The organism is Stenomitos frigidus ULC18, assembly GCF_003003795.1.
Classification (GTDB): Bacteria; Cyanobacteriota; Cyanobacteriia; order Leptolyngbyales; family Leptolyngbyaceae; genus Stenomitos; species Stenomitos frigidus_A.
This window is the reverse complement of sequence record NZ_PVWK01000084.1, coordinates 167,094-187,669: the sequence shown is the minus strand read 5'-3', so window position 1 is coordinate 187,669 and position 20,576 is coordinate 167,094. Positions and strand designations below refer to the sequence as shown.

Genomic DNA, 20,576 nt, shown 5'->3' with positions numbered 1-20,576 from the left:
CGAAAATGCCTAAGAACCTTTAAATGAACTCTGCCGTCAAGGTAAAAGTAGTCTCCATACTGGCTCCTGGGCCTAAGTGAATTAGCCGATCGCCCGTATTCATGGCATTACGCCCTGCTGTCCAGGGTTCCAGGCAATAGAACGGTTTGCCTTTGACCGTCCAGAAAACAATGATCGAGAACTCGTCGCTTTGGGTCAAGGTCAGGCGGAGACCTTGGGCGCGATCGGTAATGCTTGCAGATTGGCGAGACAGGTTCGTGAAGGCAACGTCGATTTCGTCTTGCTCAAAGTCAAACTTACCGCTGAAAGGATGTTCGCTCTTGGTCGGCTGGTCTAGTAGGCGATCGGCAGGGATATCAACCTCTAGCTGCGTCTTGTCTAAAACTTGAAAGTAGGGATGGAAGCCAGCACTGAACGGCATGGGTTCATCCGAGTGATTGGTATAGCGTTGATGGGCAATGAGCTGATTGCCGTCCAGCGTGTAAGTAAAGGTCAGCTCAAAGTCAAAGGGATAAACGGCATGAGTCCGGTCATTGCTGGTTAATGAAAGGGAAAGACTGGCGCGATCGCCCACCGACTGATCAACCACTGTCCAGGGCAGTTCACGGGCAAAGCCATGCTGCTTGAGCGTGTAAGGTTGCCCATGATGCGTATAGGTGTTGTCCGGCAGATTGCCGCAAAGGGGAAACAGGATGGGAATGCCGCCCCGTACGGTCAACGCTGGGTCGGTCAGACGGGCTTCATCCAGATAAAAAATATCCTGCCCTTGCACTCGCCAGCGCGCCACGATACCGCCTCGCTCTGGGATCACCTCTAGCGATGTTTTCGTCGCTGAGTCAGAGAGCGTATAGGTCTTGTATTGACCTTGTTCAACCGCGATCGCAAACATCCGCTTACCTCACCATGCCATCGCTGCCAATAATGACACATCTGGAATCAGTTCAGCGCCCACGTGTTCTGAAGCAACCCAATCATTGCGGTGCTTTTCAGCAGCAGACGTTTGCTTTTGCGGCGCTGGCGTCGGATGCGGCTGAGGCACAGAGTGTGAATGAGAGGCTGGGCTTGCTGCCACGGTGCGGCGCTGCGTGGAGGGCACAAAGCTCAACAACTTCTTTTGCGGTAACGAGGCGTGGTCTGGCTCTGCTTCAGACGCAGGCGCGTTGGGCTGAGCAGGCTCCGTTGCAGGCACCATTGAGTCAGACGATGGGGTTGCCCCCTGAAAACCATTTGCCCCAGGCTGCATCGAGTCAAGCGGCGTGCGGTTTGGCGAGGTAATAAACGAATCGCTAGGATTGGCGAACCCAGGCTGCTTTTCCTTTTGAAGCGGCGTTGGCTGCACGCTCTCATTAGGGCTGGGAGATGGAGCCACTGTCTCTGTAGGCGTTGACGTTGCAGGCGCTTCCGGCGAGGCGATCGCGCCAGTGGGCTGTACTGGCTGCTCGGTTGGTGTGACGGCAGTCGTTGCAGGCACGGATGGACGAGCCTCTAAGGCAATCGGCGATCGCAACGGCTGCTGAAAACCACTGGAAAGATCCGCAAGGTGATTCAGGATCTCGGCACTACGCTCACTGGCCACTTTCGGCTGGTAGCCCCGCACTTCCACTGGGACAAATTCAACCTTCATCTGCTTGTCTTTCAGCGCCACTTTCAAGACAGCGGTATCGTAGTCACTGCGCGGATTGCCGCCAAAAATAAAGTTACCCATTGAGTAGGCGATCGGGCGGCCTTTATAGATTTCTGCACCTTGTAACACATGGGGATGATGCCCCACGACAACATCAGCGCCCTGGTCGATTGTGAAGTGCGCTAAATTTACCTGCCAATCGGCTGGGTGGGTCGCCAGTTCTTCCCCCCAGTGATAGTTCACAATCACCCAGTCCACCTGACTGCGAACGGCCTTGATATCCTCTGCAATGCTCTGCTCGTCGGCGTAGTTAGTGCCTGCTCGATTTTCGTTAGCGCTTTCAAAGTCAGCGCCGTAATAGCCAAAGTAGGCGACCCGCTGGCCCTTTACGTCAATGATTTCGGGTCGACGCGCTTCTTTGACATCTCGCCCTGCACCAACGTGCTCAACGCCAGCGTTTTTAAGTGTTTCTAGCGTCTCTAACAGTCCAGGTTCCTGGTAATCCATAGCATGGTTGTTGGCTAAATTCACTAAGCTGATACCGCCGCTGGTGAGCGCTTTCACTGAGTCTGGATCGGCTTTGAAGTTGAACTTTTTATCGGGTAACGGAATCGTTGCCCTCGTCAAGGGATTTTCCAGGTTGACCATACCCACGTCTGCCTTGCGGTACTCATCCATGTTGGCAAAGGTGCGCTCGTAGTCTTGCCCGATCGCATCAGCAAAGTGATCAGACAGCGTGACATCACCCGCAAACATCAAAGTGACGGTAGGGTCGTTGGGGTCGGGTACACGATCGTGCTTGGTCACAGGCACCGTTTCTAGCGCAGTCTGAACGGTGTCAGGACGAACGGCTGGGTTCGGACTAGGGGTTGCTTTGGGGAGTGAGGAAGAGGCGATCGCGTTGGTCTCTTGAGAAGGCGCCTTAGAAAGCCCTAAAACGCAGCCAAAGACAAAGGCAAAAATGGGTGGACCGCTAATCAGCATTGATCGCATGGTCTTCATCTGCGATCGCTGTTGCGCTGCTTGACGAAGCTCAGTACGAAGCTGCTGCGATCGCTGTTTTCTGGCACGACGCGCGGGTGAAACAACCCGTACACCCTGTTCCCAGAGCACTGCTTTTTCATGCGCCAGTTTGCCAGCAATCCGCACGCCCTCAATTTGGGCAGAATTGAGCTTCCAGATGCGGTGACAGATCAAACGAATCAGTTGACTGCGCCACGGATCAGATAGTTCATGTTGCTCTGGCGATAGAGCAAATTCGACCAGTACCTTCAAACACCCTGGACGAATGCCACCCACAGACGCGCGCATGCCGTGGGGCATGAGCACCGAGTTAAGCCAGTGTGCGATCGCCTGAAAATTGCCCGCCCGCGCTAGTTCCACTAGCGATGGATGGTGAACACCATCTGTATAAACCATGAATTTCCAACCTCACTCGCCGCCGCCGTCACACCTAGCACTACGGTTTTTGCTGCTAGTTGGCCAACATTACCGCAATCATTAGTTCATTAATACTCCATAATTCTCAACTTTCGGCATAAAGGTAACAGCAAATCGCCTAAATCTTAAGATTTTAACCACTACGGCAAATTGCAGTCAGCGCTGCCAACCCTCGCAATTCACTGCAGAATAAAGGAGGTGATTCTTAACAATGCTTTGATATGGCTACCTTGCCCGCTCATCTGAAGGACTTGCTTGCTGACCTCATGACGCGCTATCGCACTCGCGTAGACTACCTGGCAGTACGCCTGGAAGCAGCCGAAGGAGCCGATATTCTCCTGCGGGGCGAAAAAATTGAAACATTGACAGAAGGGATTGCGATCGGAGGGCAGGTGAGAGCCTGCCACAAAGGGGGCTGGGGGTTTGCCAGCTTTAACCAACTCTCCACGCTGAGCGATCGCATTGAAGAGGCGATCGCGGCAGCCCATCTCGTTGGCGATGACGAAACGCTGCTAGCACCAATCACGCCCATTCAAGATACCTGTATCCTCCCTCTCACAGGCACCGATCCCCGCCAAATCCCTCTGATACAAAAAAAAGCGCTTTGCCAACACTACAGCGAGATTCTCCGCAGCATCAGCCCCCAAATTGCAACCGTTTCTGTCCGTTACGGCGATAGTGCTCAGCACGTTATTCTCGCCACGTCTGAAGGCACATTATTAGAGCAATCGTGGGTTGACATGGAAATGCGGTTTGCTGCCACCGCGCGCAACGGTGAAACGGTTCAGACTGGACGCGAAACGACAGGTTCTCGCAAGGCGTATGAAGATCTCTTGGGCTTGGATGCTCAAGTTCGCCATGCGGCGCAACGAGCAGTCGATTCACTGGCACTACCGCCCGTACGAGGCAACACCTATACGGTTGTGATTGACCCCATTCTCACCGGGCTATTTGTGCACGAATCGTTTGGGCACCTTTCTGAAGCCGACATGACCTACGAGAACCCGGACTTGATGGAAGTGATGAGCATCGGACGGCAGTTTGGCTCTGCTGATTTGCAAATCTTTGACGGTGCGTCTCCCGCTGGTCATCGTGGCAGTTACTTTTATGACGATGAAGGCACCCCAGCCACTACGACGCAACTCATTAAGGATGGCGTGCTAGTCGGACGGCTTCATTCTCGTGAAACTGCAGGCAAGTTGGGTGAAGCCGCTACTGGCAATGCTCGTTGCCTTAATTACCACTATCCACCGATCGTCCGTATGACCAACACCTGGATCGAACGGGGTAAAACTCCTGTTGCCGATCTATGCAACGGCATTCAAGAAGGCGTCTACGCCCGCAATTGGCTAGGCGGCATGACCAATGGCGAAATGTTTACGTTCACCGCTGGGGAAGCCTGGATGATTCGCAATGGTGCAATCGCTGAGCCTGTTAGAGATGTCACTTTATCAGGCAATGCTTTTAAAACACTGGGAGATATTGAGGCGATCGGCGACGATTTTTTCTGGGACGAATCCGGCGGCTGCGGCAAAGGTGGCCAAAGCGGCTTACCGGTTGGCTGTGGCGGCCCCAGCTTGAGAATTCGTAATGTCGTCGTGGGTGGGGAAGCTGTTGAAGACTAACGACTTTAAAAGAAACCGGGTTTTGGGGCGCGGCTTGAATTTGCAATCAGCTTCTCGTTGAGAAACCCGGTTTCTGCAGCAGGCTAATCCTCTTGACTAACCTTTACTCTCTGGAGGATCTTCGCTCTCTGAGGGCAACCTGCCCCGTCGCTTGCGGGCTTCCATCGCTCGTTCGAGTACATCTAGCAGCCCGGGAGATTCTTCCTGTAGCTTCAGCAGCAGTCGTTCTCCCTCCGTGACATCACCAGGGTCTTCACCTGTTTCCATAACCGTTTGCAAACGAGGCAACGCAATTTCATCCACCAGCTCAACCAGGCTAAACAAACAGCGATTGAACTGCCGCTCGGTCAGCGTGGAATCTTCTAGAGGAAACTCAATGATGGCGCGAATTTCACCGTCCGACGGATCGTACTCCCATTGCAGCATTTTGGTTTCCCAGGAGATACAAAGCATTGTTTGGAGAATGGCTGCTTTGTGAGGATGATTATTCACCCCAGAAAGAACGCGTGGTGCGAAGAGCTCAAAAAATTCACCATCTTCATCAAGCTGGATGACAATGAGAAATTCTTGAATGTTTTCGGCATAAACGCCTGTGAGAATACGGCATTCGTCTTCGTCAAGCTTATACTTCCACCCTTTGTTATCCAGATAGCCAGCGATTTGTTGCAGCGTCGCGCCCATATAAAAGTCTCGATAAAAACCCCCAACGCCTTCATGTGCTTCAGGTGACTGGTTGTGAACATTAAAAAACGAAGGATGAAAAACCTTACGGCTTGTCTCCAACCAATTATCGTCTAAAGTCAACCCAAAGCAGAATCCGTTGTCATGCTGCAATGGATTGATGGCAGTAACAAACGATCGCACCCTTTCAGACTTAACGCTAAGGCCATCACTTACCCACGCGGTGCGGTTAAGTGAATGGGCTGCTTTAACAACCCAGCGTCCACTTGCCGAAAGAGATGTTCTAGCGTTGATGCATTGTCCAGCACCAGATCAGCATGAGCAGCCTTCTTTTGAATCGACATCTGACTGTCAATACGAGCGCGGGCTTGCTGTAGGCTAAGGTGATCGCGCGCAATCAACCGTTCCATCTGTTGCGCTTCGGGACAGCGCACCACCCAAGTTTCAGTCACGAGATCAGTCATGCGTGCTTCAAACAGCAGCGGAATCACTAGCACAACAATGGATGGCGACGGCTCTTGCCTCGACAAAGCGTGCATGGCTTCGATCAGACGATCGCGCACATGAGGATGAATCTGTTGTTCCAACCACAACCGCTCTGGCGGACTGCTAAAAATAATGTCGCCCAACCGATGACGATCCAGCGTCCCATCCGGCAACAGTACACCGGCCCCATAACGTTCAGCAATCTCTACCAGCACCGGCAAACCTGGCTCAACCGCTTCTCTGGCGTAAACATCAGCATCCAAAACGGGCAGTTTGTGAACGGTCGCCAAGTAGTTCGAAACGGTCGTTTTGCCCATCCCAATGCCACCTGTGAGACCAATGAGGCGTTGAAATGGCTCGACTTGGTTGCGAATGTTCATACGTAAACACCGGAGAATGTTGAGGTGATCTGCCAGCAAGGACTCTCTTATAGGGTTACTGTTTTAGTACTCTCAAGAAAGTTAAGGACTCTCAAGAAAGACGTGCAGTCAATGCAGACAGCTAAAACAGCCCTTCTGTAGTCGCCGTTGAAAGTCTTACTTAATTTTGCCAGTTTTCTTACTGATGAACTGAAACTCGGCAAAATGGGCAGACAACGCTCACCAGCATCGATACCGATCGTGGAGTGAGCCAGTAGATAGCACAAAGCATTGGATAATTGTAGTCTTAGCCTATGGTGTCTTGTGGTCTAGCGAAGCATCGACGAATACGATTGCAGTCGTTTGGCACGGTTTTTGCCGTCAGTTCAACACTGGCTACGGCGCCCCTTCGCACTCCACTTTGCACAATAGCAAAGTTATCTGACTCCAAGCGGCAAGAAGTTTATTGTGTCAGTATTGACAGACTGCCGCTTATTGTCCTTCTAGCTCGGCACCGCTTTTCACTGCAAAAAACAACTGAGCAAAAGGTGAAATCGCCCTTTACAATGAAGAGCAGAGCTTTGCCCAGTAACCAGTCCAGCGGAGTTTACGCCATGCTGTTAAAATCCACCACCCGACACATCCATATTTTTACGGCTGTCGTCGAAAAGAATGAGCTCGTACCCAGTGACAGCGTGTTAACGCTCGATATCGACCCAGACAATGAATTCAACTGGAGCGAAGAGTCTGTACAGAAGGTGTACCGAAAGTTTGATGAGTTAGTAGAAGCCTATGGTGGAGCCGACTTGACCGACTATAACCTTCGTCGCATTGGCTCTGATTTAGAGCATTTCGTGCGATCGCTTCTGCAAAAAGGCGACATTTCTTACAATCTCAATAGCCGTGCGCTCAATTACAGCATGGGCTTACCACGTGTGGTGCCCGCTGAAAGCTAGCAATTGCGGTTAGGTACGCTGATTCGGCGAGATCGTGGCGACGGTTACATTTTGTCAGTAACATAGACTTGATGTGGAAGTGTATCGTTCGCGACGCATTTGCACTCGTAAAGCGTTTGCGATCCTTATCTTTTTCGTTCGGGAACGCTTACACAGTAGCGATTTGCTTTAGATTTTTTAATAAAAACTCTCATCAAATCAGTCTACCGTAACAATTGGGTGGCTTATTGAAGAGGTTAAATCGCGCTTACCGATCGGCGCATCGTCCACCATCGAGTCAACGTTAGATTTAGAAGATTTAGCATGAGCAGTAATTTAGCAGCAAAGCTACGTGAGGGCACCAAAAAGTCGCACTCAATGGCTGAGAATGTTGGTTTCGTGAAATGTTTTTTAAAGGGAGTCGTTGAGAAAACCTCCTATCGCAAGCTTGTATCCAACCTTTACTTCGTTTATTCAGCGATGGAAGAAGAAATGGAGCAGCATCAGCAGCATCCATTGCTTGCCAAAATTTGCTTTCCAGAGCTGAACCGCAAAGCGGCCTTGGAGCAGGATCTGTACTATTACTTCGGCAGCAATTGGCGTGAGCAAGTAGCACCTTCCCCAGCAGCTGAAGCCTACGTACAGCGCATTCGGGAGATCTCAAAGGAGGCTCCTGAATTGCTGATTGCCCATTCTTACACCCGTTATCTGGGTGACCTCTCGGGTGGTCAAATTCTGAAAGGCATCGCACAACGGGGCATGAACCTTTCAGAGGGGAATGGAACAGCGTTCTACGAATTTCACAACATTCCCGACGAGAAGCTATTCAAAGCCAACTATCGTGAAGCTATGAATGCTCTCCCGATCGATGATGCAACCGCTGATCGCATTGTGGACGAAGCGAATGCTGCCTTTGGTATGAACATGAAGCTGTTCCAGGAACTAGAAGGCAACCTGATCAAAGCGATCGGTGCCATGCTGTTTAACACCCTCACACGCCGTCGTACTCGTGGAAGTACTGAACTAGCAACCGCTGACTAATGCCCACCGCCGACACACTCTTCCAGCTCTAACGTCTTCCCTCGAATCCTGGGGGCTTGGTAGTCAAAACCCTATCAAGTCCCCAGGATTCACCATTTGAAGGCAGAGGGCTGAAGGCTGAAGGCTGAAACTTAAAACTCAAAACTCTATACATGGCAGCAAAAATTCCCGTAACGATTATCACAGGCTTTCTCGGTAGCGGCAAAACAACGCTCATTCGCCATCTCCTGCAAAACAACCAGGGCAGACGGATCGCTGTGCTGGTCAACGAGTTTGGCGAACTGGGCATCGATGGCGATTTGCTGCGATCGTGCCAGGTTTGCGATGACGACACCTCGACCGACGAATTAGCAACCGCACTCACCATTAGTCCATCCAATATTGTCGAACTGACCAATGGGTGTCTCTGCTGTACCGTACAGGAAGAATTTCTCCCTGTTATGTTAGAGCTACTCAAACGTAGAGAGAGCCTGGATTGTATTCTGATTGAGACCTCAGGGCTGGCACTCCCCAAACCTTTAGTGAAAGCGTTTCGTTGGCACGAAATTTCTCATGCGGTCACGGTAGACGGTGTGATCACGGTGGTTGATTGCGAAGCTGTTTCTACAGGCACGATCGCGACTGATCTACAAGCGCTAGAAGCCCAACGTCAGGCCGATCCCAGTCTAGATCACGAAACTCCTATTCAGGAACTGTTTGAAGATCAGCTTGCCTGCGCTGATCTGGTCATCCTCAACAAAGCCGATCTAGTGGATGCCCAAACTCAGGGTCAGGTTGAGCAACTCGTGCGACAAGAGCTTCCTAAAGGCGTCAAAATTGTCTCTAGCCAGCATGGGCAACTTGACCCCAATCTTCTGCTCGGCTTTCAAGCTGCCGTTGAAGATCATTTAAGCTCCCGGTCGAGCCACCATGATGAGGAAGAAGACCACGATCACGATGATGAAATTACCTCTGTTCATCTGGTGCTCGATCGCGCATTTGATCCCACATTATTGAGGCAACAGCTAGAAACCCTGGTGCAGGAGCAGGAAATCTATCGGATTAAAGGCTTTGTTGCCGTGCCGCAGAAGCCAATGCGTCTGGTGATGCAGGGCGTGGGTAAACGCTTTGATCAGTTCTACGATCGCCCCTGGCAGCCTGAAGAACTAAAACAAACCCGTCTTGTTTTCATTGGTCGCGCTCTGGATGCTGCTCAAATCGAAATTCAGCTCACCGCTTTGCCTGTGTGATAGGAAGGGACGTTTTGAGTCACTTTTTCGGTTCCCTAGCCCCTATCCTCTAAAGGGTCTCCCCGCACACATCAACCAGATAGCACATGGAGCGAAAGCGAAGTCCCACGAGCTGATCGTAAAGTGGGTTGAGTTTGCAGAGGGGAGGAATATGGGCAAGTTTGCGACCGAAGACAACAACATCACGCTCAAAGGGGCACTGACCAGGAATAAGCTTGTAGAGAAGCCGGGCTAGTGCTGGATTGCTTACAGGGAACCGATCCAGCCACTGGCGGACTGGCTGCAACACGTTAAGGCGAAGAGTGTCGGATGTTTTTTCAGGGTGCAAACTGGCATGAAACGCTAGGTCTAAATCAGACATGGTGTTAACCCCCTATTGTCTGTATGGTCTCAATCAGTTACTCAGGCACTTATGTGCTTTGATGCTGTAACTAATTGATTGTTCCTCTCTACAAGATACAAATCAGGATCATTTTTTCCGTAAAGCTAAGGCTAGATTTGCGAGAATCCTGATAAATTTCTAATGAATTTCTCATCCTCACTTGTAAAAATCAAGCCCTAGTTTTGGCGATTTAAAGTGAAAAAGAGAAGAAAATTTTTAGTGCGGGAGCTGCCTTGAGGTTGTACTTATTCTGATGACACACGATCGCATTTAGCTGCATAATACAAGCAATAAAGAAACCGTAGTATACGATACAGACGACTGTTCTGTAGAGCCTTCAGTCATCGTTACTGCAAAATCGCGAGCAAACAAAGTCTGATGATGCTGGTATCTAAACCTTCTTGTATGTCCTCAGCAAAGTGATAAAAAGATTTTCCGTAAAAGCAAAAAACCGAAGCCGGTAAATTACACTATTCAACGATAAAAAGAAAAGCTTACTATTTACATTGATCAGAAATAATCGACTTGAGTTACTGAACCTTACAGCACTGTGATCTGAATCACGGTTGTAGTCGGATCGCGATCGCAAAATTATGCTTTAAAGTTGTGTTTAAGAAAAGGTGGAGTTTTGGTAAACTCAATGTGCGATTGTTTTGGGTGCATCAATGACAAAAGATCTTCATCTACACTGTCCTGACATCGAACAGATGGTGAATCGAATTACCGCCTGCGGCAGGATTAGCCGCAAAGACCAGCAGCAGTTCATGTCCGCACTACTCTCTCAAAAGACCATTAGCCCCACTGAGCAAGAGTTGATCAACCGAATCTTTGAACGGTTGCGGGCAGGTCGATTACGGGTGGTTGATTAAGACCGATTCCCTCTATAGCATCCTCTATAGCATTAGAACAGCGTTACAAGCCTAAATCGGTTGCCACACGATGGGCACAGGCAAAACCAGAAAAAGCAACAGCATTAAGCCCCTGCCCTGGGAACGTACTATCCCCGACGCAATAAAGCCCAGAAACTGCTGTGCGATTAAAGGGCATGCCTAGTAGGCCTGCTAATTTGCGTCGAGGGATCGGTCCGTAAGTGCCATCATCGCGTCCTAAAAAGCGTCGGTGAGTGCGTGGGGTGCCAATTTCCTGATAGTCCACAGAAGCGGCAAGATTCGGAAAGAGGCGCTCTAGTCGCTGCATCAGGTGAGCCGCTGCTGCTGCTTTGCGGGCTTTGTACTCGCTGGGCGAGAGATGCTGCCAGGCCTCTATCCAACTGGGTGTAAAGGTATGGATAATGTGACGTCCCGGAGGAGCCAGCGACGGATCGAGCAAGGTGGGGATGGAGACAAAAATGGTGCCCTCAGCAGCTTCCATGCGCTCCCAGTCTTCTAGCAAAATGTGGTGGCATTCTGTTCTTAGAGGCAGTGCTTCGGCCTTAACACCCAGGTGGAGACTGAGGAAACTGGGAGATTTCTGATAACGGCGCTGCCATCTGTGTTCGGCCGCTGGCATTTGTGTGGGTGGAATCAGTTTCTCGAACGTGTCCCAGCGAGTCGCGTTGGAGATGATCCGTTTGGCATAGTAACTCTTGCCAGATGCCAACTCTACGCCGATAGCACGCCCGTTTTTTTGCAGGATTTTAGTGACTCTGGCCTTGTACTGAATCTGCCCACCACATTTTTCTAGACCTTCAACCAGCTTTTGGGCGATTTGACCCACGCCACCTTTTGGGTAATTAATGCCACCGTAGTGTCGATCGCTAAAGACCATCCCTGCATTGATCATTGGGGTGCGATCGGCAGGCACCACCGACCAGCAGTAGCACTCTATATCAATAAACTGCAGCAAGACTGGGTCGCTAATATAGCGTCGAGCAATGTCGCCAGCGTTTTGAGGTAAATACTTGACTAACCCTAGACAAGCAAACGGATGCTGAAAGAAGACGCGTGCAAGATAGCGTGGTTCTTCTAGCGAGAGCAACTCCATCACGTTCAAGCACTTAAAAACGCGCCAGCACTCATCGTAAAACCGGCGAATACCTACCGCTTCATGGGGAAAACAAGCAATCAGTTCTTGCAAGAAGTTCTCATAGTTCCGATGCACTTTCAGCTCTAGATCATCGGGTAAGTGGTAATGAATCTGCACAGGATCAGGAATGGTCTCCAGGCTCACGTTGACTGCTTGCAGAGCACGAGTAAGGAGATTAGTGGTGCCTTGCTGCCCAAACCCAAAAATCATCGATGCTCCAACATCAAATCGATACCCTTCTCGCTCAAAATAGCCAGCACTACCGCCAGGTATCAGGTAGCGCTCTAGCACCAGCACACTGGCTCCCTTTAACGCTAATTGGGTAGCAGTGACTAATCCGCCAATGCCTGAACCAACCACGATCGCGTCAAACTCGGTGGCAGATGACAGTAGAGACGATCGCTCAGAAGCCGATGGAGAAGATAAAGCCATGAAACCCACGATGAACAAGTCTTCTAACAGTTTATCGGAGTTAATGCGCCCAAAGGGCTTTCAGCGGTCAACCGACAGTAGATAGTTTGTCATCAAGAAGGGGTGAAGCAGTCACAGTGATGGCAGCAACAAAAAAAAGAGGCTTAGTCTTTTGCTGCTGACCAAGCCCCTACTGAATCCTTCAGAGAGGAGAACACTAAAAATAAGACTAGCCCTATTGAGAATACTGTCAATATAATCTGCCGTTTACGCAGTTGTGCTTTCAGGCTGTAAGAAGCGGCTGGTTGACTGATAAAACTTCTGCAACCCTGCAACCTCGTAAGTTGGGTTAGCGTTAGCGTAGTCCAACAAATTAAAGCCAGCGTTGGGTTTTACGCTGTTCAACCCAGCCGACAAAAAAGATCTGTCAGTCAACCAGGAGAGGGGGAGTGCGATCGACGGTAAGAGCCTCCGGGCAATGACACAATTGGGTATCACAGGAAGTCCTGAGGCGAACAAACTAAGGTGTATTAAGAGAGTATGATGGGTCAGACTTACGCCCTCTGAGACTAGTCTCTTCCCTTCTTTGTTCTTCTCAACGTTATGACTCTTCAACTGCGCGTCTACGTCCCGCCGCATCCGCTCATCCAACATTGGCTAGCTGTAGCCCGTGACGCCTCGACACCGTCAACGCTCTTTCGCAGCGCCATGACCGAGTTGGGTCGCTGGCTGACCTATGAGGCTATTCGCGACTGGCTGCCCATTCAGGAAACAACCATTGATACGCCTCTAGCGCCCAGCCCGGCGACCTTTATCGATCCAACGGTTCCAGTGGTAGTGATGCCAATTTTACGTGCAGGGTTAGCGCTGCTCGACGGGGCTCAAGCATTGCTGCCACTGGCGTCGATTTACCATATTGGTTTTGTGAGAAACGAAGAGACCCTGGAGCCAAGCTGTTATCTCAACAAGTTGCCAGCAAAGTTTGATCCCCAGACGCGCGTTTTAATTACAGAACCCATGCTCGCCACTGGCGGCACTAGCATCGCAGCTATGGCAGAATTGACACAGCGGGGAGTTGATCCGGCGCTAGTACGCATTATCTCAGTGGTTGTGGCACCAACCGCGTTGCAAAAGCTGAGTGCTGCTTATCCTAGTCTCAACATCTACGCTGCAGCGATCGACGAAGGCTTGAACGAAAAGGGCTTTATTGTTCCAGGACTGGGTGACGCGGGCGATCGCACATTTGGCACGTGAGGTGCTAACCTAAAGCCTTAATGGTCGTCCAGGCAGTTCAATGTGACAACGGTTATGCTAGAGATAACAGAGCAACAGTTGATTTCAACGATGCAATTGGGATTTTGATCAGCGATGAGTCAGCGAGACAATTTTTCAGGCGGATTCTTAGTGGGTGCAGTTTTTGGCGGCATCGTTGGCGGTGTTTTAGGTGCGGTCGTTGCGTCTAGAGTGCTGAACCCGCAGTCTGAGGAGCCACTGCTAAATGCCAGTCAGGCAGACCCACGCTTGAGTAACAAACCGAAGCGGCGATCGCTGAAAGCTTCGAATGGACAGGCTGATATGGAAGGCGCTCGCCGCAGCCTGGAGGATAAAATTGCCCAGCTCAACGATGCCATTGATGACGTGCGCCAGCAGCTTGGCGGGGTGAATGGGGCTGAGTCAGGTGGGCGATCGATCGTTAGAGAACCATAACCTCACTACTCGTAGCAGCCGATCTAATTTGAGGTGATAAACTCTATTTGGCTGATTCAAGCGCTGCTAATATTCGTTAGATTAAGTCCAGGTACCAATGAACTTCGTCGTGTAAGGAAGCAACACCCCTATGAGTTCTCTGATTCCTCTTCTGTTTCAAACAATCGTAACGTTCATTAATATTTATACTGCTCTGCTATTCATTCGGATTCTCTTGAGCTGGTTTCCCAACATCAACTGGTTTGACCCGCCGTTCTCCATTCTAAGTCAGTTAACCGACCCATACCTCAACGTTTTTCGATCGATCATCCCGCCCCTGGGTGGCCTCGACTTTTCTCCTATCCTGGCACTGCTTCTTTTACAGGTGGTTCAGTCTGCCATTTTGCCCTCTGTTGCTCAGTTGCTTGCAGGTATGCAGTCAGGCTTGCCAATGTAAGTGCTGAAGGTACTCGGCGGATCTAGCGACTGAACAAGCATTACTTTCTTTTGCTTAGAAATCAAAAAACTGCCCTACAAAACACTATTGTGGGGCAGTTTTTTGATTTCTGATCTACTTTCTAACGGCGCACCATGCCAGTAAAACCTGCTGCTTTGAATTGTTCTAGCTTGAGTGGCGTTGGCTGGCTAGCTGGAACTGAAATTCTTAGCTCAAAGGTGCCAAGCCCTGGTGGAACTTCGTCAATTGCACCCAGACGAGTGCGGTTTTGCATAACGGAATCATTGTTGGCATCGTAGATACGGCCAAAAATATCCGCGTTGACGACAGGCTTGCCAGATTTGTTTTCAGTTTTACCAGTCACGATAAAGCAGTGAGGGAAAATGCTGGCAACCCCGCTTCTGACAGGCTCATCTACGAGTTCGGCCGGGCAGTCGTGATAAGAAAGGTCAAACAGTCTAATTTGAGTCAGTGCCAGAGCAGGTGGAGTACTCCAGGTCGTGAGAAGCCACAGCAACCCTGTAGCAAGAATCGTGGCAAACGCTCGGAAAGGCATAAAGTGTGAGTCGCTAGAAGCAGTGGGCGCATGACTTCGTTGCAGCGCTCAGAAGTCATGACTCAGCTTAGCCCGAATTGAGAATAAATAAGCTGGAGGATGCTTTTTGAAAGTTTTGTCATAATAAGAAATTAATTTTCAGTTAACGATCGCTACGATCGATTAACCTTCTTACTTACCACAACTAGACATCCTCTAGCCTGATTTCGTCTACGACTTGACACCTAGTGCATGACTCACTCTGAGATCGAAGCAGCTCTAACCGCGGCATTTAAGCAATGTGAAGCCGCTTTACATCCGCTGAGTGATCGCCAAAAGCAAATCTTGCTTCAAGCGGTACGGGCCGCGATGCAGTTTGAGCAGAATGGCAAACTAGGTCACGATCGTAGTTTTAAGGCCGCTGTCGGAAACGCTGAATTAGGCTTAAGCAATCCTCTAGAGCAGTTAACGCCTGAAGAACGGCAGACGTTTCTAGCTTTTGTGGAATTACAAGAACGCCAGAACCAACCCTGGAAGATCACACTGCTAAATGATTGGTTGAGCGGTAGAAGCTCTGGAGCAGTGCAGTTCATCCGGGAGCGCTACGGGATTCAATGGGTCGAGCAAATTACGCCGTTACATCTTGCAGACTATATCGATTTAGAGAACGATGATGGACCGCGGCTGAAAGTGGGCGATCGCATTGAGGTCACCAATGGGTTGTGGGAGTGGGTCCAAGAAACGGGACCGTGTAGTCGAGAATGGTTTCCCTGTACAGTGGTCAGTGTCAACCCAGCGCTGGAGGCTAGTGGGATTGACCCAGCCTCCACTGAAAATGCGAGCGAAGGTGTAGACAAGGCTAAAGGTTCAGGCAGCAGTGAGATCAGCTGCATCATCCGCTTCGAAGACGGCACTGAATACGAGATTCAGGGAGTATATGACTGGAATCGACCCAACTGGCGCTGGTTAGACCCATAAACCATTGCACATCACAGGTCTTAAACGTGTGTGCGATCGGTCAAAATCTCGTACCCGTCGTCGGTCACTAAAACAGTGTGCTCAAATTGGGCAGAGAGGGAGTTATCAACCGTTACCGCTGTCCAGCGATCGGCAAGGGTGCGCGTAAAGCGTGACCCAGCGTTGAGAATCGGTTCGATCGCTAACGTCATGCCTGCACGCAACTTGACATTAGGCATGCTGTGAGTGCGGAAGTTAAACACCGAAGGCTCTTCGTGGAGATTGCGGCCGACCCCGTGCCCGGTAAAATCTTCCACAACTGTAAAGCCATTTGCCTTGACATGATCTTCGATCGCGCCTGCCAGATCCAGCAAATGAGCCCCCGCTTTTACCTGCTCAATGCCTTTGTAAAGCGCCTCTTCAGCCACACGAATCAAAGTTGCCGCAGCAGGAGTAACGTCACCCACTGCAATGGTGATGCAAGAATCGCCGTGGAAGCCCTGGTAGTAAGCACCTGTATCGACCTTCAGCACATCGCCAGTGCGAATTACTTTCTTGCGACTGGGAATGCCGTGTACCACTTCGTTATTGATCGACGAGCAAATCGAAGCGGGGAAGCCGTGATAGCCCTTAAAGCTAGGAGTGGCACCCATTTCACGAATACGCTTTTCGGCATGAGCATCCAGATCAGCCGTCGTCATGCCAGGTTCAACCAGCTCTGAGATTTCTTTCAGCACCGTGGCAACAATGTGGGCAGCCTCTCGCATGATATCGACTTCACGAGGCGATTTGAGCTCAATGCCGCGGCGCTGTTTGTTGGGCGAGGGCAGAGCAGGTTGGTTGAGCAGTTGGCTAAAAATATTCATGCGATCGCAACAGAATGTGCAGGCAAAACGAATCGGATTAGGAGGTGAAAATAAAGCGTTGTTTGCGGTCAGTGCACCAAAGTCTATGTGGCTGACCTCTTTTAAGGTAACTCAAATTGTCAGTCTAGTTGGTGCTGATTTAGTTCCACTAGATAGCGCGATCGTGACAGTTCCATAGGGCGACTAGCATGGCTATGTCCCTACGTTCGATCGGACAATGAGCGTTCCCGTCATTCCCGCCTCAGCGTGGCCGGGAATCACACAACGGAGGGGATACGTGCCTGGTTTAATGGGAACAAAGACCCATTCGGCTTGAGCACCGGGTTTTAGCTCCAGTTCGTGAATGGCGCCCTTTACTTCCACCTTGCCCGCATCTACTTTCTGTGACCAGATGCTATCGGCAAAGTCTTTAGCGGTGAAGTAGTGCTTCTGGCTGCTAGGATTGCTCAACACTAGCTTGTAACGCTTGCCAGGAGAAAACTCTAGGCTGTTAGGGATAAATTTTAATGCGTTTGCGGCACTCCCCAAACTGACATTAATTTCAATCGCTGTCTGCTTTGTCATATCCCCAATAGGGGGCGTTAGCGGCACAGCAAAGACGGGTAAGCTCCATAAAAGCCACCCTAAAATGAATAGACCTAAGAGATAACGTATGAATTGCCTCATCAGCTTGCGAAGCGAATTAATTTCTAACCTAGCAAATTATGCTGTAGAAATTCGATCACTTGTCGAACGTATTCTTATTCTATAGCTGCTGTAAAAAGGTGACTGAGCAACTTATTACAGCAGCTATAGGCGGTCTAAAGCATTTAGTAAGACGGCACTATGCCTCACCTGCTGCCTACTTTTGAGATGCTGCTGCCTTGCCGGGTCCAGCCGTAACGACAACAACGCGGTCAGCATAGAGCAGGCTCTGAATTGCCTGGTTGACTTGTGCCAGAGTGACCGCATTGAGCTTGTCGGTGTATTCGCGAATCTCATTGGTACCCAATCCGTACACAGCATCCATCAAAATCGTGCTGGCAAGGCTGTCGGGATCGGCAAGCTCCACTGGATAACTGCTGGTGAGCGATCGTTTCGCAGCGGTGACTTCAACTTCGGTCACGCCTTTTTCACGGAATTGCTTCAAAAGGCTGAGTGTGCTGGCGATCGCTTTGTCTGCATCCTCAGGAGCGGTCTGCATCGTGATGAGAAAAGGACCAGAGGTAATGCCTGCTTGAAAGGTACTATAAATGCCGTAAGTGAGCCCTTGGCGATCGCGAATTTCGGTACCTAAACGACTAGACAGCGTATCACCACCCAAAATTTGGTTCATGACAAGCGCTGCATAGTAGCGAGGATCTTTGCGATCAATCCCGTTGTAGCCAATATAGGTAATGGATTGTGTCTTACCAGGCAAGACAGGATTCACGCGCGTCACTGTTTGAGGCAAGGGCACTTTTGGGAATGCAAGCGTCGCGTCTTGGGTTGGGTCTTGCCAGGAACCAAGTTCCTGGTTCAGCAGCGCTCGTACCTGACTGGAGTCAAAATCACCGACCAGAGATAACACGGTGCTATCGGGATGATAGTGCTGCTGGTAAAACTGCACTACATTGTCACGAGTAATCTGCTTCAGGCTGGCTTCGGTCGGAAAGGTGTGGAAGGGATGATTTTCTGGATAGATGGTCTGCTGGAAAACACGCCGCGCTAGTCGAGCAGGATTGTCGAGTTCTAACTTGAGGCTACTCAGTGCTCGTTGACGGCTCAGTCCCAATTCGTCGTCTGGGAAACTAGCGTTCTGCAAGACAGCGCCCAACACTCGTACCAGCGTTGGTAGATCGGCTGCCAGAGCATTACCACCGATCGCCACACCCTCTCGATTGGCGCTGAAACTCAAACTAGCGCCCCGGTTTTCGAGCCTTTTGGCGATCGCCAGCGCATCGTTTGTCTTGGTGCCATTCATCAAGTTTGCAGCCGTCAAGCTTGCCAATCCCGCCGTGCCTGCTTTATCAAAGGCTGTACCCGCTTTGACGTACCCGCTGAGAGTAAGGGTGGGCGTACTGCGATCGGGCAGCAGCAACACGCTCAGTCCATTCGCTAAATTCAGCTTTTCGGGCAATGCTTGCGTTCCTTTTTTGTCGCTAGCCGTCGTTTTCGGCAGATATTTCGCTACTTCTGCGGGGTCAACTGGCGCACCGGGGCTGAAGTTTTCCGCCGTCTGTGAGAAGTTGCTGCTAGTACCTGGTTTGCCGTTTAGTTGAGTCGGTTCAAAGAAACCAACCGTACGGTTCGCAGGCGTGAGGTAGGTTTTCGCTACACGTTGGACATCTGCAGGTGTGACGGTCGCGATCGCAGCTTGCAGACGATCGCTAAATTGGTAGTCACCTGTAGAGGTTTGATCATCACCCAACTGCTGTGCCTGACTGGTGATATCCCGATTTCGCAGCGCGATCGACGCTTTGAACTGCGTTTTGGCGCGATCCAATTCTTCTTGGGTGACACTTTGGTCGCGTAGATCAGCAAGCGTTTTCTGGAGCACCGTATCAATCTGCGATAGTTCCTTGCCCGGAGCCGCCGTCACAGAAAATTCATACCATCCAGCACCAATGAGATTGGCGGCATAGCCACCTGCATCGCTTGCTAAACCAGACTCCACAAGTGCCTGATAGAGGCGTGAGCTACGCCCCCCTGTCAGGATGTAGTCCATAATCTGCAACGCTGGTACATCAGGATTCCCAATCGGGGGTAAGGGATACACTTCGTTGAGTAGTGCAGCGCTGCCCGGCTCTTTTAACACGATCGGTTTTTTGGTTGCACCGACTGCTGGCTGTGGGGCGGCTGGTTGTAGGGCTGCTGGCTGTTTAGCGGCTAACGATGGCTTTGATGGCTTCGAGCCAGGTACTGCCCCTGCGCCTTTAGGTACCTTGCCAAACGTTTCCTTCACTGCTGCCAGGGTTTGATCAGTCTTAAAACTACCCACAATGACCAGCGTTGCATTATCCGGCCTGTAGAACTTGCGGTAGTAGTCTCGCACTTGCTTCACGGTAAACTTCTGGACATCTGCCTTCGTGCCACCAACAGGCAGTCCGTAGGGGAGATTCGGAAAGGCCGCCTTCATCACCGATCGTCCTAAGCGGTAGCTGGGATTATTTTCATACCCCTGCAGTTCCGAAATCACCACTCGTTTTTCACTGTTTAACTGCTGTTCGTCAATCAGCGCATTGGTCATCCGGTCTGCTTCCAGCACCAGCAGTGCCTTCAACTTATCTTGCTCAACGGTACCGAAGTAAGCAGTTTCGTCGTAACTCGTAAAAGCGTTGGATTCACTACCCAATGCACTGAAAAAGCGCCCAAACTGAATCGGACGCTCCTTCGTACCCTTAAACATCAAATGCTCTAACTGGTGAGCAATACCACTGATACCAGGAGTTTCATTGCGTGACCCAACACGATACCAAACCTGTACCGTGACGACTGGAGCGGTATTGACTTCTTTAATCAAAACAGTCAACCCATTCTCTAAGACCGTTTTGCGGACAGTGGCAGCCAACGCGTCCGAGGGCAGTTTCGCGGTTGGCTGTGGTTTCGGCGTCAGTTTGGTTTGAGCAGCAACATTGCTGGGGATCGCCGTCTGACTCATGACAGGCATGCCCGACAGCAAAACTAGACCGAAGCAAAGACCAAACAGCAGGCTAGGAAGACCGTAGCGACGGAGGAGTGTAGGAAGAGGCATAAGTGTGCGGACAATACTCTGAAAAACTTATGGTAGCAAGTGCAGCGAAGCGACTAACTTGCCTACTCTCAATCTAATCCATCCGCCATTGCAGTCAGGTGACAGCGATGTAAGGCTCACTAGAA

19 protein-coding genes are annotated in these 20,576 nt (G+C 50.6%); 9 read left to right on the top strand and 10 right to left on the bottom strand.

Features of this window, described 5'->3' with window-relative positions:
• Positions 1-19: 19 nt before the first annotated feature.
• Together C7B82_RS16035 and C7B82_RS16030 are read right to left on the bottom strand one after the other, a co-directional pair.
• On the bottom strand, positions 20-889 hold the full coding sequence (locus C7B82_RS16035; protein WP_106257289.1) for an aldose epimerase family protein: 870 nt from the start codon (positions 887-889) through the stop codon (positions 20-22).
• Between the two features lie 9 nt (positions 890-898).
• The gene (locus C7B82_RS16030; protein ID WP_106257288.1) at positions 899-3,043 is read right to left on the bottom strand and encodes a CapA family protein; all 2,145 of its coding nucleotides are present in this window, start codon (positions 3,041-3,043) and stop codon (positions 899-901) included.
• A gap of 242 nt (positions 3,044-3,285) precedes the next feature.
• Between C7B82_RS16030 and C7B82_RS16025 the strand changes: the two genes are divergently transcribed.
• The gene (locus tag C7B82_RS16025; RefSeq protein WP_106257287.1) at positions 3,286-4,689 is read left to right on the top strand and encodes a TldD/PmbA family protein; all 1,404 of its coding nucleotides are present in this window, start codon (positions 3,286-3,288) and stop codon (positions 4,687-4,689) included.
• Between the two features lie 96 nt (positions 4,690-4,785).
• On the opposite strand, the gene C7B82_RS16020 is transcribed toward C7B82_RS16025, so the two are convergent.
• Both C7B82_RS16020 and coaE read right to left on the bottom strand, forming a co-directional pair.
• Positions 4,786-5,553: a hypothetical protein gene (locus tag C7B82_RS16020; protein ID WP_245939929.1), complete on the bottom strand. Its 768-nt coding sequence runs from the start codon at positions 5,551-5,553 to the stop codon at positions 4,786-4,788.
• 29 nt (positions 5,554-5,582) lie between these two features.
• Positions 5,583-6,236, bottom strand: a complete 654-nt coding sequence (gene coaE, locus C7B82_RS16015) for a dephospho-CoA kinase (protein ID WP_106257286.1) — start codon at positions 6,234-6,236, stop codon at positions 5,583-5,585.
• Positions 6,237-6,829: 593 nt separating this feature from the next.
• Here coaE and ndhM point away from each other — a divergent pair.
• The 3 genes from ndhM to cobW all read left to right on the top strand — a co-directional run bounded on the left by ndhM (position 6,830) and on the right by cobW (position 9,420).
• On the top strand, positions 6,830-7,171 hold the full coding sequence (ndhM, locus tag C7B82_RS16010) for an NAD(P)H-quinone oxidoreductase subunit M (protein ID WP_106257326.1): 342 nt from the start codon (positions 6,830-6,832) through the stop codon (positions 7,169-7,171).
• A 303-nt stretch (positions 7,172-7,474) separates the two neighbouring features.
• Positions 7,475-8,191 (top strand): biliverdin-producing heme oxygenase, encoded by a 717-nt coding sequence (locus tag C7B82_RS16005; RefSeq protein WP_106257285.1) that lies wholly within the window; start codon positions 7,475-7,477, stop codon positions 8,189-8,191.
• Positions 8,192-8,343: 152 nt separating this feature from the next.
• On the top strand, positions 8,344-9,420 hold the full coding sequence (gene cobW, locus C7B82_RS16000; protein WP_106257284.1) for a cobalamin biosynthesis protein CobW: 1,077 nt from the start codon (positions 8,344-8,346) through the stop codon (positions 9,418-9,420).
• Between the two features lie 49 nt (positions 9,421-9,469).
• Here the strand turns inward: cobW and C7B82_RS15995 are convergent, their stop codons facing one another.
• On the bottom strand, positions 9,470-9,781 hold the full coding sequence (locus tag C7B82_RS15995) for a Mo-dependent nitrogenase C-terminal domain-containing protein (protein WP_106257283.1): 312 nt from the start codon (positions 9,779-9,781) through the stop codon (positions 9,470-9,472).
• 686 nt (positions 9,782-10,467) lie between these two features.
• On the opposite strand from C7B82_RS15995, the gene C7B82_RS15990 reads away from it, so the two are divergent.
• Positions 10,468-10,671, top strand: a complete 204-nt coding sequence (locus tag C7B82_RS15990) for a hypothetical protein (RefSeq protein WP_106257282.1) — start codon at positions 10,468-10,470, stop codon at positions 10,669-10,671.
• 43 nt (positions 10,672-10,714) lie between these two features.
• Here C7B82_RS15990 and crtH read toward each other — a convergent pair whose 3' ends face one another.
• Positions 10,715-12,259 (bottom strand): carotenoid isomerase, encoded by a 1,545-nt coding sequence (gene crtH / locus C7B82_RS15985; RefSeq protein WP_106257281.1) that lies wholly within the window; start codon positions 12,257-12,259, stop codon positions 10,715-10,717.
• A 582-nt stretch (positions 12,260-12,841) separates the two neighbouring features.
• Here crtH and upp point away from each other — a divergent pair.
• From upp to C7B82_RS15970, 3 genes are all read left to right on the top strand, one after another.
• On the top strand, positions 12,842-13,492 hold the full coding sequence (gene upp / locus C7B82_RS15980; protein WP_106257280.1) for a uracil phosphoribosyltransferase: 651 nt from the start codon (positions 12,842-12,844) through the stop codon (positions 13,490-13,492).
• Between the two features lie 114 nt (positions 13,493-13,606).
• Positions 13,607-13,945: a ssl2009 family thylakoid membrane protein gene (locus C7B82_RS15975; RefSeq protein ID WP_106257279.1), complete on the top strand. Its 339-nt coding sequence runs from the start codon at positions 13,607-13,609 to the stop codon at positions 13,943-13,945.
• Between the two features lie 130 nt (positions 13,946-14,075).
• A complete protein-coding gene (locus tag C7B82_RS15970) occupies positions 14,076-14,381 on the top strand; it encodes a YggT family protein (RefSeq protein ID WP_106257278.1) in 306 nt (101 codons plus the stop codon).
• Positions 14,382-14,502: 121 nt separating this feature from the next.
• On the opposite strand, the gene C7B82_RS15965 is transcribed toward C7B82_RS15970, so the two are convergent.
• A complete protein-coding gene (locus tag C7B82_RS15965; RefSeq protein ID WP_106257277.1) occupies positions 14,503-14,937 on the bottom strand; it encodes a hypothetical protein in 435 nt (144 codons plus the stop codon).
• Positions 14,938-15,168: 231 nt separating this feature from the next.
• Here C7B82_RS15965 and C7B82_RS15960 point away from each other — a divergent pair, with 231 nt between their 5' ends.
• Positions 15,169-15,894: a hypothetical protein gene (locus C7B82_RS15960; protein WP_106257276.1), complete on the top strand. Its 726-nt coding sequence runs from the start codon at positions 15,169-15,171 to the stop codon at positions 15,892-15,894.
• 20 nt (positions 15,895-15,914) lie between these two features.
• On the opposite strand, the gene map is transcribed toward C7B82_RS15960, so the two are convergent.
• The 3 genes from map to C7B82_RS15940 all read right to left on the bottom strand — a co-directional run bounded on the left by map (position 15,915) and on the right by C7B82_RS15940 (position 20,451).
• Entirely contained in the window at positions 15,915-16,739 is an 825-nt protein-coding gene (gene map / locus C7B82_RS15955) for a type I methionyl aminopeptidase (protein WP_106257275.1), read from the bottom strand.
• A gap of 192 nt (positions 16,740-16,931) precedes the next feature.
• Positions 16,932-17,303, bottom strand: a complete 372-nt coding sequence (locus C7B82_RS15945; RefSeq protein ID WP_245939928.1) for a sulfocyanin-like copper-binding protein — start codon at positions 17,301-17,303, stop codon at positions 16,932-16,934.
• 277 nt (positions 17,304-17,580) lie between these two features.
• Positions 17,581-20,451: a M16 family metallopeptidase gene (locus tag C7B82_RS15940; RefSeq protein ID WP_106257272.1), complete on the bottom strand. Its 2,871-nt coding sequence runs from the start codon at positions 20,449-20,451 to the stop codon at positions 17,581-17,583.
• Between the last annotated feature and the right edge of the window lie 125 nt (positions 20,452-20,576).